The 13,579-nt window shown below is 40.6% G+C and carries 16 protein-coding genes; 12 read left to right on the top strand and 4 right to left on the bottom strand.

Features of this window, described 5'->3' with window-relative positions:
- The first annotated feature begins 181 nt into the window (after positions 1-181).
- The 7 genes from codB (at position 182) to KS242_RS16075 (ending at position 7,163) form a co-directional block, all read left to right on the top strand.
- Positions 182-1,456, top strand: coding sequence for a cytosine permease (codB, locus tag KS242_RS16105; RefSeq protein ID WP_217322270.1), 1,275 nt, complete (start codon positions 182-184; stop codon positions 1,454-1,456).
- The gene (locus KS242_RS16100) at positions 1,453-2,721 is read left to right on the top strand and encodes a cytosine deaminase (RefSeq protein ID WP_217322269.1); all 1,269 of its coding nucleotides are present in this window, start codon (positions 1,453-1,455) and stop codon (positions 2,719-2,721) included. The genes codB and KS242_RS16100 overlap by 4 nt, the downstream gene beginning before the upstream one ends.
- 153 nt (positions 2,722-2,874) lie before the next feature.
- The gene (locus tag KS242_RS16095; RefSeq protein WP_305852595.1) at positions 2,875-3,573 is read left to right on the top strand and encodes a response regulator transcription factor; all 699 of its coding nucleotides are present in this window, start codon (positions 2,875-2,877) and stop codon (positions 3,571-3,573) included.
- On the top strand, positions 3,570-4,544 hold the full coding sequence (locus KS242_RS16090; protein ID WP_217322268.1) for a sensor histidine kinase: 975 nt from the start codon (positions 3,570-3,572) through the stop codon (positions 4,542-4,544). Before KS242_RS16095 ends, KS242_RS16090 begins: the two co-directional genes overlap by 4 nt.
- A 57-nt stretch (positions 4,545-4,601) precedes the next feature.
- The gene (locus KS242_RS16085; RefSeq protein WP_217322267.1) at positions 4,602-5,528 is read left to right on the top strand and encodes an ABC transporter ATP-binding protein; all 927 of its coding nucleotides are present in this window, start codon (positions 4,602-4,604) and stop codon (positions 5,526-5,528) included.
- Positions 5,521-6,210: an ABC transporter permease gene (locus tag KS242_RS16080; RefSeq protein WP_217322266.1), complete on the top strand. Its 690-nt coding sequence runs from the start codon at positions 5,521-5,523 to the stop codon at positions 6,208-6,210. Before KS242_RS16085 ends, KS242_RS16080 begins: the two co-directional genes overlap by 8 nt.
- 113 nt (positions 6,211-6,323) lie before the next feature.
- Positions 6,324-7,163 (top strand): chitosanase, encoded by an 840-nt coding sequence (locus tag KS242_RS16075; RefSeq protein ID WP_217322265.1) that lies wholly within the window; start codon positions 6,324-6,326, stop codon positions 7,161-7,163.
- A 381-nt stretch (positions 7,164-7,544) separates the two neighbouring features.
- Here the strand turns inward: KS242_RS16075 and KS242_RS16070 are convergent, their stop codons facing one another.
- Genes KS242_RS16070 through KS242_RS16055 form a run of 4 tightly spaced genes read right to left on the bottom strand, consistent with a single transcriptional unit; the run spans position 7,545 to position 10,357 of the window.
- Positions 7,545-7,835 (bottom strand): DUF4176 domain-containing protein, encoded by a 291-nt coding sequence (locus KS242_RS16070; protein WP_217322264.1) that lies wholly within the window; start codon positions 7,833-7,835, stop codon positions 7,545-7,547.
- Positions 7,836-7,846: 11 nt separating this feature from the next.
- Entirely contained in the window at positions 7,847-8,485 is a 639-nt protein-coding gene (locus KS242_RS16065; RefSeq protein WP_217322263.1) for a DUF443 family protein, read from the bottom strand.
- Positions 8,485-10,059, bottom strand: coding sequence for an LXG domain-containing protein (locus tag KS242_RS16060; RefSeq protein ID WP_217322262.1), 1,575 nt, complete (start codon positions 10,057-10,059; stop codon positions 8,485-8,487). Before KS242_RS16060 ends, KS242_RS16065 begins: the two co-directional genes overlap by 1 nt.
- Positions 10,060-10,078: 19 nt before the next feature.
- Entirely contained in the window at positions 10,079-10,357 is a 279-nt protein-coding gene (locus KS242_RS16055; RefSeq protein ID WP_217322261.1) for a YwqI/YxiC family protein, read from the bottom strand.
- A gap of 339 nt (positions 10,358-10,696) precedes the next feature.
- Here KS242_RS16055 and KS242_RS16050 point away from each other — a divergent pair, with 339 nt between their 5' ends.
- The 5 genes from KS242_RS16050 (at position 10,697) to KS242_RS16030 (ending at position 13,083) form a co-directional block, all read left to right on the top strand.
- Positions 10,697-11,134, top strand: a complete 438-nt coding sequence (locus KS242_RS16050) for a hypothetical protein (RefSeq protein WP_217322260.1) — start codon at positions 10,697-10,699, stop codon at positions 11,132-11,134.
- Between the two features lie 169 nt (positions 11,135-11,303).
- A complete protein-coding gene (locus KS242_RS16045) occupies positions 11,304-11,720 on the top strand; it encodes a YwqH-like family protein (protein ID WP_217322259.1) in 417 nt (138 codons plus the stop codon).
- On the top strand, positions 11,717-11,995 hold the full coding sequence (locus tag KS242_RS16040) for a YwqI/YxiC family protein (RefSeq protein WP_217322258.1): 279 nt from the start codon (positions 11,717-11,719) through the stop codon (positions 11,993-11,995). The genes KS242_RS16045 and KS242_RS16040 overlap by 4 nt, the downstream gene beginning before the upstream one ends.
- Positions 11,996-12,013: 18 nt before the next feature.
- Positions 12,014-12,379 (top strand): hypothetical protein, encoded by a 366-nt coding sequence (locus tag KS242_RS16035; protein ID WP_217322257.1) that lies wholly within the window; start codon positions 12,014-12,016, stop codon positions 12,377-12,379.
- A gap of 59 nt (positions 12,380-12,438) precedes the next feature.
- Positions 12,439-13,083 carry a Bax inhibitor-1/YccA family protein gene (locus KS242_RS16030; RefSeq protein WP_371747562.1) on the top strand — a complete coding sequence of 215 codons (645 nt, stop codon included), beginning with the start codon at positions 12,439-12,441 and terminating at the stop codon, positions 13,081-13,083.
- Positions 13,084-13,579 lie beyond the last annotated feature (496 nt).

The following is a 13,579-nucleotide window of genomic DNA, read 5'->3' as shown; positions in this document are numbered from 1 at the left end:
GGTACCTTTAATTCAGTCCCGTGAGGCTGACAAGGACATTCGGAAACGATGCAGATAAACAGGGGAGGTCTATACCCTTTTAGTTGCATGTTAAAAGAGGCTTCCTGTCAGTGATGGCAGGAAGCCTCTTTTTTTCTCCTCTGGTACCAGTTTTAGTCTAACTAAAACAGGAGGAATAACAATGGAACAGAAACGAATCGATCATGATTTTTCTTTACAAGCGGTGCCTCAGTCGCATCGGAATGGCTTTTGGAAGATGCTGATGCTCATGCTTGGCTTTACTTTCTTCTCTGCGAGTATGGTGGCTGGCGGGACACTCGGTTTAGGGTTAAGTATGATGCAGTTCATCGGGATAGTGCTAGCGGGTAACTTGATATTAGGTGCTTATACAGGAACGCTCGCTTATATCTCGGCGAAGACTGGACTTTCTACACATCTATTAACACGTTACGCATTTGGTGAAAAAGGTTCGTATCTTTCCTCCTTCTTGCTTAGTGCAACACAAATTGGCTGGTTTGGTGTTGGAGTGGCGATGTTCGCTGTGCCCGTGCAAAAGGTGACTGGCATGGATACGACAGCATTGATTCTTATCTTTGGCGTTTTAATGACAGCAACAGCTTTCTTCGGAATGAAAGCACTGACGATATTAAGTTTTGTCGCAGTACCAGCAATTATTGCGCTTGGCGGGTTTTCTGCCTTGGAAGCAGTGGATGGACTTGGCGGTATCGATGGTTTAATGCAGTATCAGCCAACCGAAACACTTGGTGTAGCGGCAGCATTAACCATTGGTGTGGGATCGTTTATCAGCGGCGGTACGTTAACGCCTGACTTTACACGATTTGCGAAAAGCCCGAAAGTTGGCGTATCAACGACGGTTATTGCATTCCTCATCGGCAACTCACTTATGTTCGTGTTTGGAGCAATTGGTGCCATTGTTACAGGCCAATCGGATATTTCTGAGGTGATGTTTGTCCAGGGATTAATCATTCCGGCGATTATTGTCTTAGGACTAAACATTTGGACGACAAATGATAATGCTATCTATGCAGCTAGTCTAGGCATCTCGAACATTACCAAAATCAAGAAAAACAAAGTTGTTATTATCAACGGTATTGTCGGAACGATTTTTGCGATGTGGTTGTACAACAACTTTGTCGGCTTTCTTACAACGCTTGGTTCAGTGCTGCCGCCAATTGGAGCTATTTTGATCGCAGATTACTTCATTATACGGCGCGGCAAATATCCTGCGTTTGAGAACATGACATTCAAAGCGGTGAACTGGAATGCAATTGCTGCGTGGGTTCTTGGTGCAGGAGCAGCAAAATTTTTACCGGGAATTCCACCGCTTAACGGTCTAATTGGAGCAGCAGTTGTTTATGTCGTACTTTCCATCGTTACTGCCAAGGCGGCAGAAGCGAACTTAAATCTAGAAGCAGAAAAGGTGAAAGAAATATGATTATACGTAATGCAAAACTTAGAAATAGAGAAGGTCTTTGGCAAATCCTGATTCACGAAGGAAAGATTGAAAAGATTGCCCCAACGATTGATGTCACAGCAGATCAAGATATTATGGATGTGCAGGGAAACCTTGTTCTGCCGCCTTTCGTTGAACCGCATATTCACTTGGATACAACGCTGACAGCTGGCGAGCCGCACTGGAATGAAAGCGGAACGTTATTTGAGGGGATTCAGCGCTGGTCGGAAAGAAAAGAGTCGCTTACCTTGGAAGATGTAAAAACACGTGCCAAAACAGCGTTGAAATGGCAGATTGCACAAGGCATTCAGCACGTTCGGACACATGTTGACGTTACCGATCCGGATTTAACGGCATTAAAAGCCTTGCTGGAAGTAAAAGAAGAAATGGCACCATTCGTAGACTTGCAGCTCGTAGCCTTCCCACAAGAAGGAATTCTCTCTTATCCGAATGGCGAGGAGCTGTTGGAAGAAGCGCTGTGCATGGGAGCAGATGTTGTCGGCGGTATTCCGCATTATGAGTTTACAAGAGAGTACGGCGTTGATTCGCTTAAAACGGCCTTCAAGCTGGCAGAGAAATACGACCGGCTCGTCGATATTCACTGTGATGAAATCGATGATGAGCAATCTCGCTTTGTTGAAGTAGTAGCAGCGGAAGCCCACCGCCTTGGCATGGGAGAGCGTGTTACCGCAAGCCACACGACAGCGATGGGATCTTATAATGATGCGTATACGTCTAAGCTGTTCCGCTTGCTGAAGCTATCCAATATCAACATGGTGGCAAATCCGCTCGTCAATATTCATCTGCAAGGACGTTTTGATACCTATCCGAAACGCCGAGGCATTACACGAGTAAAAGAACTGCAGCAGGCAGGAATTAATGTTGCTTTCGGTCATGACGATATTTTTGATCCGTGGTATCCGCTAGGTACTGGTAACATGCTGCAAGTGTTGCACATGGGCATTCATGTGACACAATTAATGGGCTATGATCAAATCGTGAATTCTATTGATCTGATTACAGCCAATAGTGCCAAAACGCTGCATATTGAAGAAAAATACGGTATCGAAGAAGGCAAGCCAGCGAATCTGATCGTGCTAGACGCAGAAAATGAATACGAAGCAATTCGTAAACAGGCTAGCGTTCTTTATTCGATTCGCAACGGAAATATCATTACGGAGACAAAGCCGAGAGAAACAATGATAAAGCTTGGCGAGACTTTCGAAAATATTACGTTTACAAAGTAAGTGCATACAAAAGTGCAAAGCCTCCTCTGCAAAGTCAGGGGAGGCTTTTTGCATGTCGCTAGTTACTATTCCAAAATTAAACAAAACACCCATTCTTATTTGCCGTATACTATTCTTAGAAGATATGGATACTGAATGAAAGAAGTGAACGGAATGAATGAATCGATATTGTTAGTAGAAGATGATGCACAAATCAATGAAATGGTAGCATCTCATTTAAAGCGAGAAGGGTATACAGTCTTTTCGGCATTTGAAGGGAAAGCCGCATTGGATCTGTTTGCTAGGGAGTCTGTTGATTTGATTATTTTGGATTTGATGTTGCCCGAATACAATGGGCTGGATATCCTACAGGTAATCAGACAGGATAATATGCTGCCAATTTTGATTATGTCTGCTATGGATAGTGATGTGGACAAAGCGTTGGGTTTAGGGTTTGGAGCAGATGACTATATTGGCAAGCCGTTCTCGCTGATTGAGTTAACGGCCCGAGTAAAAGCAGCATTGCGGCGTTCCACGCAATACAGTCAGCAGAAAGAAGATTCCGAACAGGTTATGAACGTACAAGATTTACATATAGATTTAAAAAACTTTTCGGTCAGCAAGCGAGGGAAGGCGCTTCATTTAACAGCGAAGGAATTCGAGATTTTACGCGTATTAGCTGCAAATCCGAATCAAGTATTTACGAAAGGGCAGCTGTATGAAAGTGTGTGGAAGGAAGCTTATTACGGCGATGATAATGTCATTAATGTACACGTTCGACGGCTGCGAGGCAAAATTGAAGATGACGCATCTGCGCCAACTTATATAAAAACGATATGGGGAATTGGCTATAAGATGGAGCAGCAGTCATGATCTATCTAGTTGCGATCCTTGTTTTCTCTTTCGTTGGACTTCTCGTTTTTCATTTTTCCTCCAAACGGCAAATAAAAAAGCACTTGCAGTACATGACAGAGAAGCTCCATCATATTACAGCGACACGTTCATCTGAGCGTTTATTAGTAGTAACCGATAACAAAGAGCTGCGAAAACTGTTAACAGAGATTAATGGATTATTAGATTATCAACAAGAGTCCTTGGCGGAATTGGCACGTTTGCGAATCAGTACAAACCGAATGCTATCAAACGTGTCGCATGATCTGAAAACACCGCTGACGGTTATATCCGGCTACATGGAAACAATGCAGCACGCAGAGCATGTAAGCCCTGAAGAGCAGCAGGTGATGCTGGCCAAAGTGCAAACGAAAGTAATGGATGTGGCTGGATTGATTAATACATTTTTTGATTTAGCAAAGCTTGAGGCAGAGGACTGGCAGCTGGAGATAAGCAGTGTCCAAGTAAATGAAGTATGCCGTAAAACGATTCTAGGATTTTACGATACGCTTGCGAGCAAAGGCTTTGATGTACATATTGATATACCTGATACCTCCATTCGGATTGAAGCCGATGCAGCTGCACTGACGCGAGTACTAGAGAATCTCATGTCGAATAGCATTCGCTATGGAAAAGACGGCAAAACGGTTGGCTTGCACCTGCATCAAGATGAAGCGCATGTTTATATTGATGTTTGGGATAAGGGCAAAGGTATACAAGAAAAAGATAGTGACCGAATTTTTGAACGCCTTTATACAGGAACAGATGCACGAACTGCCTCGGTAATAGGCAGCGGTCTGGGCTTAATGATAGCCAAGCGGCTGACCGAGCAAATGCAAGGAAGCATACATTTCACCAGCATCCCGTATACAAAGACGACCTTTACACTGACGTTTCCTAAACCAAAAATAGACAACTATGCTGAACTTAAGAAAGTCGTAAGGATTCCGTAAGCAGGATGACAGATTGCTTTGCTAAAGTATAGGAAACAAACGAAAAGGGGTTAACGTATGACGTATGCGATTCGAACGCACGAGCTGACAAAAGGATATCGAGGGAAAGATGTTGTTTCCAGTGTCAGTATGAATGTGAAACGCGGTGAAATTTATGGATTTCTTGGACCGAATGGAGCGGGGAAAACAACCATTATGAAAATGATGACCGGTCTGATTAAACCGACAGGCGGAGATATCGAAATTCTGGGAACGAGGTTGCAAAGTAAGTCACATGAAGTATTGAAACGAATCGGCTGCATCATTGAGTATCCAATCTTTTATGAAAAGCTGTCTGCCCGAAAGAACTTGGAAATCTATTGCGATTATATGGGCTATTACAATAAAGAAGCTATCACGGAATCCATGCAGTTAGTAAATCTCAAAAATGTAGAAGACGTGCCAGTTCGGGAGTTCTCATTAGGAATGAAACAGAGGTTGGCAATCGCCCGAGCAATTGTGACTAAACCAGAGCTGTTGATTTTAGATGAACCTGTAAATGGCCTGGATCCCTTAGGCATGCAGGAACTGCGCGATTTATTTTATAAGCTTAGCCGACAGTATGGCATTACGCTGCTTATCTCCAGCCATATTCTTGGAGAAATTGAGCATATTGCCGACACTATTGGCATTATCAAATCCGGAAAGTTAGTGGAAGAAACAGCCATGGCTGATATTCGCGGCAACCACACCGAGCATATCGAAGTATCTGTATCAGATTTTTCAAAAGCTGCCTTTGTTTTGGAGCATGAACTAAATACAGCTAACTTCCAAGTCAAGGAAGAGGAAGGACTGATTAACGTTTATGACGGAGCTCTTACGCAAAATGATATCATTCTTGCTATGGTTCGGAATGGTGTGGAAATTAATACAATCAATAATCGGAATCTTTCTCTAGAAGGCTACTTCCTGCAGCGTATGGAAGGAGGAAAAAAACATGCTTAATTTAATGAAATTAGAAATGAAGCGGATGAATTTCCTGTCAATCGGAATAAGCGCAATCTTAATCAATCTTGGCATTATAGGAATTCTGCTATTACTCGGGGTTGATCCAGTAATAACGGAAGAGTCATTTAACGATGCTGATCAAATCATGATGTTTATTGAAACACTTGTCGTGGCGGCTTTTGTCATTCACGCAGCATCGATGCTGGCTGGTATGATCATTGAAGAGTTCAAGAACAAAACAATTACTGTCCTGTTCACTACGCCAGTTAGCAGAAGGCAGCTGCTTCTAGCCAAAGTTACTGTCATTAGCTTAGTGACCTTCTTGCTCGTTGTCTTATCTGTCAGCCTAATAACATATGTATTCAGCATATTGAACACGAATTTTGAGGTTCTAAGCTTTGCGTTCCCTGTCAGCTATTTATGGGAAAATGCAACGCACTTACTTCTAACGGCAATTGCAGCCGGAGGACTGTCGCTAATTCCATTATTCTTTGGCATGATGAAGTACTCGGTCCCAGCAACTATCACATCTTCCATCTTAATCGTCGCCATCCTCTCATCTTCCGTTAACGAAGGAACAAATTTGTTCGCTTTCACAGCGGTACCGGTAGTACTTGGTGTAATAGGATTTTTAGTTGCATATATGGTGATTAGTAAGGCAGTTAAGAAAGATTTTTAAATGTAGATACAAAATCAGAGTCCTTTTATTGCGGCTCTGATTTTTAATTGCGGCTAATATGGCTTAGAACCTTGCTATAATAAATGTAAATCGTATAGAAAAGAAGTGGCACTTTGAAAAAGAGACTTATTTTGTTAGTAATTCCGTTATTATTAATCGTTGGATTTATAAGCTATTTTCAATACAAAAGTGATATCTTCAACGTTAATGCCGATGAACAGACTGCCGGCCAAACGATAGCAGACGACTATTACCGTAAGATTGTATATGCTTTTGTATCAAGCGCGGAAAACTCCTCTATTGATTACCAGAATCAATATGCATACATAGAAGATATACAAGACGGCCGAGGCTATACAACTGGCATTATCGGATTTACCTCTGGAACAGGAGACTTACTGGAAGTTATAAAGGAATACCAAACGTTAAAACCAGACAACAATATTTTAGAGTCGTACATAGAACCTTTAGAAGCAGTGAATGGAACCGATTCACATGAAGGTTTAGGAGAATCATTTGAAAAAGACTGGAGACAAGTTGGCCAGACAGCTGACATGATACAAGCACAAGACAACATTGTCGATACCATGTATCTGAACCCCGCAGTAACATACGCTGAAAAAGATCACTTAAGCCTGTTAGGACAATATATTTATTACGACGCACTCGTTGTCCACGGACCAGGCGAAGATCTGGAAAGCTTTAACGGAATCAGAAAAAAAGCTTTGCAAAACAGTAACGCACCATCAGAAGCAGGCAACGAAGCAGAATATCTAAAAGCTTTCTTAAAAGCCAGAACAAAAATTATGCTCCAAGAAGAAGCACACGAAGACTTATCCAGAATACATTTCCAAGAGCAGTTGATTGATGAGGGAAATTATGAGCTGGAGTTGCCGGTTAGGTGGGAGATGTATGGGGATGCGTTTAGGTTGGGGGAGGAGGATGTTGATTGACTTGTGAAAAACATGAGAGCCTTAATTTACAGGCACTCATGTTTGGACTTTACATATCAAATAACATGGATTAATAGGAAAGGGATATAACTTTCCATGACGGGAATCCTGCGTCTATAGGGTTAAATTGTCCTTGAGCACTATCTATAAATCACATCGTTAAATTTAAACATCATCTTTGAAAACTATAGTTGTCTTACCAGGAAGAATTGCTAATAGATTACATATTAAAAAGAAAAGGCAAAGAAGGGTGAAACAAACCAGAATAACTAACCCATAAAGCCCCTACCAAAATGGAAGTTAGTAAATATAATTTGGAAATAACAAATAAAGTACCAAGATTAAAGAAATAAATCCTAGTGCTTTATTGAATGTTTGGTCTTATGGACTAGTAACAATACCTCTTTGAACCTCGTTTTCCTCAAGCCATTGTTTGAATAAGGATTCAAATCGTTCCTCGTCACTATCTTTAAATCCTTCAAAGAGCACTTCGTCTATGTTTTCTTTATTGAAATAAAGAACGTTATCATGTACTAACCCCACAGGATATACACAAGCAGAGTAATCGAATAATTTTTGGTTACCGTCCAACTCTATGATAGGGCCACGGTTTAGTATCATTAGCTTACTTGTTCCTTCTTTCAAGTAAACGATTGAACCAATAGGTAGCATATAGGTCCCTCCTATTTTATTTTAATCTTGTATTTGCCGTGATCTAATGCAATTCCACTTAAGAAAAAAAAGAGAAAAAGCATCCCCAATCCAACACTCAATATGAATAGATTGCTATATTGTATAAAAACTATGAAAGAAATGACTGAGACAGCTAACGAGAATAGATGTGCGAATGTAATCCTTAGTATATGAGAAAAGTTTGGGCGATAAATTCTAATTTGTGTCTGTGGTAACTCATTATAATTTATAGCCTTTTCTATACTATTTTTTAAGTTTTTTGATACAAGTAGAAAGGTAAAGGTGATTAAACCAATTAATAATAGAGTGATAATTATGTTAGGAATCAAAGCACTATCTATATGTAACCTATCGACTAAAGGAGTTAGAAAGCCTGAAAACGTAATAGATAGTCCGCCACCAATCAAACCGTATTTCGCACTTTTACCTGGACTGGCTCTCTGCGATGTGATAAGTTCCAAGGCAGTGTCTTTATCAATCTTATAACCTGGATTAGGTGATATCCAATAAAGATAAGGAGATATCACTTTCCATGGAGATAAGCCTGTATCTATAAGATAATAATCACCATTGCTACTTAGAATTCTATATCTTAAATTACCTTTAACGCGCCGTATCTCTCCACTCATTAATTATTCCATCCCCAGTTCATCGGATTTAATGATTCTACACCATCTTTGATCGCTTCTCCAACATTATCAGCAGATTCTTTAATTGAGTCTACAGTATTACTTACTGCATCAACTGATGAATTCCAAGCATTATCAATCTTTTCACCAACGTAATCTAACTTATCTTGAACTCCCCAGATATTATTGTCATACAGGTGATTAAACCACGTTGAGACCGCGACACCTGCTCCAATTCCTGCAGCTATCGCCAATCCTCCAGGATTAGCGATAATAAGTCCTGTTACAAAGGCTGTTCCGTATCCTACAGCTAAAGAGGCTCCGTTATGTGCTATAGCTTCACCACCACTTTTGTTTTTCTTGGTCACATCTTCGTATATGCCATATCCAGCACTCAACCATGGAAGGGATTTTCCTAACATTTTTCCTCCATGAGCAATTCTTCCGCCATATTTGATTAAGGCACTAGAAAACTTAGATGTTTGAGGATCGACAATCCTAAAGCTATTTGGTATATCGGGCCCTTTAATTCCATTTTGAAAATTTTTCTCACGGAGATAGTTACCAATCTGTTTAGTTTGTAGGCCTAGTTGTTGTATCCCATTATGTAACAAGTCTTTGCCTATGTCTTGTAGGATCTTATCTTCATTCTTAGAGACATAATTAATAAAAGTGTCAGAACTTCTTATATCTCGTTTTTTCTTATCACTAGAGGTAGCTGTAGAAACTATCGCGCAATATTCCTTCCGAGAGATTACACCCTGCTGGAGGTCCCTGTAGGCATGGTCTAAAATACCCTTAATACCTACATCCATCCCTTTTTCTGCTTTTCTTTTTGCAGCAGCAATAGCCGCCATAGGCAGATACTGAATATTTTCCACAGTGATCTCGATACTCCCGTTCCCATAACTCTTCTGAATAACGCTTTGGTAGCCATCCATATCCTGCAGAGATGCTGCATCAAAGTCACTTATCGATATAGCCCCGCTACTTAATCCAGTAGTCATTTCAGATAAATACTTTTTCAGTGTTTGCAGGTCGCTTTGTGTTTCTTCTAGGTTTGCTGCGTGTTTGCTGTCAAGATCGTTCAAATTGTTTACGACAGTGGCTATCTGGCGGTTGCCTTTGTCTATGCCAGATTCGAAGTCTGATTGATTAATATTTTTGACAGATACGATATCTGCCACGCTTGATAGAGTCTGATTTGCTTTATCTGTGACGATTCCGGCTTTTAATTTTGCATTATCCAATCCAAGTGTTAGTTCGTCTCTTAGGAAGCTTTCACTTATAAATCCTTGATGGCTGGATTCAAAGGATTGTACGTCGTTCTTCATGTCTTCCAGTCTGCCTTTGTAATCTTCCATCGATTGCAGCAGGAAAGTGAGGAAGGGGGTATGTATTTCGTTGTAAAAGGAGCGAATTGCTTTACCGGTTTTGCCTTTTAAAGCATCCTCCATATTGTTAAAGTTGCGGACTTTTTGTTGTAGGGTAGAAAGTTGTTCAAAAAAAGTATCTAAATCTATTTTAGATGTTTCGGTACCTTTGTGAATTTCTTTAACCGCGAGTTCCTTCAATGTATTTCCTCCTTCCTGTTTATTGCAATGATATCTGATTGCCGAGCGCTTGATCTAATTCAACCAGCTCTTGTACTGCTGCTTCTGTTGCTGTTATATTCTCTTGGAATAGCGCGATGAACTGGTTGAGGACTGCTTCGTATTCGGCTTTGATCTCATTGTATGCATCACTCATTTTTATTCCGTGGTTGCCGTCCATTGTTTCGCCGATTTCTTTTTTCAATGCTTGCACTGCTGCACTCATCTCTTGAATGCCTTTTTGTGCTTCAGCTTGTTTAATCTTAATTTCTCCGCTCATCTATGGGGGACTCCTTTCCATAAAAGCTGCTTATTCTACCCTAACGAAACCCTTTTCCATTTTGTAGAGTATTAAGTACCTTTTTCCTCATCTTTTGCGTTCTGCATCTAGGGAAATAGTTTTATATGCTCATTTATCATCTTGGAACGCTTACCTATTACCCTTTTTGTTGGATGATTATTACATATAATTACATAAATTTGATTTGAATGTGCTGTGAAGGGGAAATGAGGTGTATAGTCATTATCATACTTTATTACATAAGTTTCTTAAATAACATGAATGGTTTAGTGTCTATTTTTGATGCAGTTAACGTTAAAAGAGGAGGACTGCGAGTAAATGAAAATAAAATATACAGAGTCTCGTATAAGAGAAGCCTATCAAGAATTAATTCTATCGTCAGATTTAGAAGATGCGGGCCCTATAGCCGACTTTGAGTTGACTCATCCTGTAGTTGCAGTTATTAAAAAGGCTGAAGGAGAGAAGCGGTTAACAAGTTGTCTAATTGATGCAGATGAGGAAGGGCTTCTAGTTGTGGTAATGCATCCCTTTAAAGCAGATAAAGCAATGTATGCACTATACCTTGGTTTTTCAGATATGAAGAATATAAAAGTCAGAAACAGGTGGCTGTTACAATTTATTACTTTAAAATACCCTAAGAAAGTAGGGGATTTTAAATTTCAAATCATGAAACGAAGCACAAAAGACCTTCCAAACCAAACGAGCAACCTGCAGTATATTATCGCCAAGCTGGAAGAGAAATGTGAGGTGAGCTAAACCGAATAAATTATATCTTTATTTATCAACTACAACCTTTTTACCATTACTATTCAGTCACATTATGGAAAAACAAGGCAGAAGTCTTACAGATTTTCTGTTGTAAATCCTTTACTGTAGTAGTAATGAAGTTTTAGGGCGGTATTTATAAATGTAAGGAGTGGTGGAAATGTCGTTAGCTTCTATTAATAGTCAAATTAGAAATACCGAGCATTCAATCAGCAACTTGCACACGCAGGTAGGTTTGAAGCAGGATGAAATTGATCGTCTTAACCGTGCGATTGCGGAGATTGAGAGTTTGCAGGGAGATTATGAGGAAAGCAGAAGACACTGGCAGGATGTGCAGTTGTCAGCGAGCACGTGGAAAGGAGAACTGGCTGATAAGTTTGAGTCTTTTCGAGATGGGGAGCTGGCTGCTAGTTTCCGGGATGTTTCGGAAGCGGAGGTAGAGCGTGTGCTGGATGAGTTGCAGCAGGCGAAGAGTCTCCTTGTAGCAGAAGTTGATAACTGTCAGATGCAAATTGCTTATAAACAAAGTTCACTGGATAGACTGCATGCGGATAAAAAGCAGGAGATGCAGTCATGAGTGAAATTAAATTACAAGCTAGTCTTGTTCAGCAGAAGCTGGCAGATCTTAAAGCAGCCCTAGCTGATTTCCAAGCAGGCAATCCAGATTCAGGTGGCGGCCGGGAGATGCTGGATGTGCAAGCAAAGATAAATGATTTGAATGACTCTTTAAATAACTTAATTCAAGATTATCAGCAAATGGCATTGCAGCATGCAGAAGCAAGCACTGATGTAGTTGATTCCTTGGAGAATTTAGAACGAACAGTGGCCAATATGATAATCGGACTTAAATAGGGTGAGGAGCTGTAGAACATGGGTGTAAGTATTAAGCGTAATACAGGTATGATGGGTGGTTTAGCAAAGATTGGTGTAATTGTAGATAATGATCATGTGGTTAAGCTGGGCAATAATGAGGAAACAACTGTCGGTTCTGGTGATACTTCGGTTAAGCTGCAGGCGAGGCAGTGGTTCTTTGGAAGCAAGAAGCTGGAAGCAGCCCCAGGTTCCCGTGTTGAGGTGCGTATTAATACAACGGCCATGTATCTTTTCCTTGCTGCATTTATTTGTTTAGTTTTCAGTGTTGTAATTAGTCCGTTTCTCTCCGCTGCTGCGCTTGTGCTGTTTATTCTTGTTATTGTATACGGAATGAACAACTGGTTCCAGTTAGATGAAAAGTAAATTTATGAAACCTATCGTACATATGACGCGTATATAACCTAATAATAATTTTAGGAGCGATGAAAGTGGAATACGCGATAGATAATCAAAAGACAATCATGCAAAAGGTGCTGCAGACCTTCTTGATGACGCTGTTAATAGCGACAATCGGAATCTATGCAGGGCATTTTGTACCGCCAGCGCTCATGCTGCCGTTGATTATAGTGGAATTGGGCATGCTGATTGCAGCATTTGTGCTTAGGAGGAAGAAGGCTGTCAGCTATACATTCATCTATATCTTTGCTGCCATTTCTGGTATTACGACATACCCGGCTGTTGCCTATTATGCGTCTACTTCAGGTGCGAATGTCGTACTGTATGCGTTCACGACGACGTTTGTTATCTTCGGTGCAATGGCGCTAGTAGGAGTTAAATCGAAAAAGGATTTCTCTTTCCTTGGCGGATTCTTACTGATTGCTTTGATTGCATTAATCGTTACCGGTTTAATCGGAATCTTCGTTCCATACAGTGACGCAACAATGCTAGGCATCTCGGGAATAGGCTCTGTCGTATTCTCTCTATATATTCTGTATGATTTCAACCAAATGGCAAGAAATCATGTGACAGAAGAGATGATTCCGCTGATGGCGCTGAACTTGTACTTAGATTTCATTAACTTGTTCTTGAATATTTTGAGATTCCTCGGCATTCTGTCGAAGGACTAACTAGAATAGACCAGAGAGCTTAAGGGGCATCTCTGGTCTTATTTTTGTTTCTGTGTTTGCGTTTCTTCTCATGATTGCGCTTGTTCTTCATCTTTTCGCGATGTTTTTTTCGATCCCTCAGACTTTGTTTGCGGCTCTGAATTCTCCTCTTTCTTCTGTGCCGCCAGCCAGCGGAATTCCCCAATACATATCTTAAAGCCAAACGTAATAAACCAGTAAGAATTATAATCATCATATAAGGTGCTAACTTGTTAATGTAAAAAAGTATGTCATACCCTGAGAAGCCCTTTGTGTGAATGTGAAAGGGATTATCTTCAGGAAAGCTAATGGTTGCGACTGTCAGACTGTCATTGGTGTCTCCTATGAACTTCCAGTTTATGTACAGAACTAGTGTAAGAGAAAGGTGGGTTTTCGTCAAAGTGGTTTATGGGGGATTCAGTCCTGCATAGATTAATACTTAGAAAGTGGCTCCTTTATTCGAGTTTTGAGCCAATAT

Origin of the sequence: Terribacillus sp. DMT04, assembly GCF_019056395.1 — a bacterium.
Lineage (GTDB): Bacteria > Bacillota > Bacilli > Bacillales > Amphibacillaceae > Terribacillus > Terribacillus aidingensis_A.
Note: the sequence above shows the minus strand (reverse complement) of the source record. Positions and strands in the feature narration are given on the sequence as shown.

Coding starts and splice junctions, on each gene's coding strand:
- codB (WP_217322270.1), top strand. CDS start 182: ATGGAACAGAAACGAATCGATCATGATTTTTCTTTACAAGCGGTGCCT.
- KS242_RS16100 (WP_217322269.1), top strand. CDS start 1,453: ATGATTATACGTAATGCAAAACTTAGAAATAGAGAAGGTCTTTGGCAA.
- KS242_RS16095 (WP_305852595.1), top strand. CDS start 2,875: ATGAATGAATCGATATTGTTAGTAGAAGATGATGCACAAATCAATGAA.
- KS242_RS16090 (WP_217322268.1), top strand. CDS start 3,570: ATGATCTATCTAGTTGCGATCCTTGTTTTCTCTTTCGTTGGACTTCTC.
- KS242_RS16085 (WP_217322267.1), top strand. CDS start 4,602: ATGACGTATGCGATTCGAACGCACGAGCTGACAAAAGGATATCGAGGG.
- KS242_RS16080 (WP_217322266.1), top strand. CDS start 5,521: ATGCTTAATTTAATGAAATTAGAAATGAAGCGGATGAATTTCCTGTCA.
- KS242_RS16070 (WP_217322264.1), bottom strand. CDS start 7,835: ATGCTACCTATTGGTTCAATCGTTTACTTGAAAGAAGGAACAAGTAAG.
- KS242_RS16065 (WP_217322263.1), bottom strand. CDS start 8,485: ATGAGTGGAGAGATACGGCGCGTTAAAGGTAATTTAAGATATAGAATT.
- KS242_RS16055 (WP_217322261.1), bottom strand. CDS start 10,357: ATGAGCGGAGAAATTAAGATTAAACAAGCTGAAGCACAAAAAGGCATT.
- KS242_RS16050 (WP_217322260.1), top strand. CDS start 10,697: ATGAAAATAAAATATACAGAGTCTCGTATAAGAGAAGCCTATCAAGAA.
- KS242_RS16045 (WP_217322259.1), top strand. CDS start 11,304: ATGTCGTTAGCTTCTATTAATAGTCAAATTAGAAATACCGAGCATTCA.
- KS242_RS16040 (WP_217322258.1), top strand. CDS start 11,717: ATGAGTGAAATTAAATTACAAGCTAGTCTTGTTCAGCAGAAGCTGGCA.
- KS242_RS16035 (WP_217322257.1), top strand. CDS start 12,014: ATGGGTGTAAGTATTAAGCGTAATACAGGTATGATGGGTGGTTTAGCA.
- KS242_RS16030 (WP_371747562.1), top strand. CDS start 12,439: ATGAAAGTGGAATACGCGATAGATAATCAAAAGACAATCATGCAAAAG.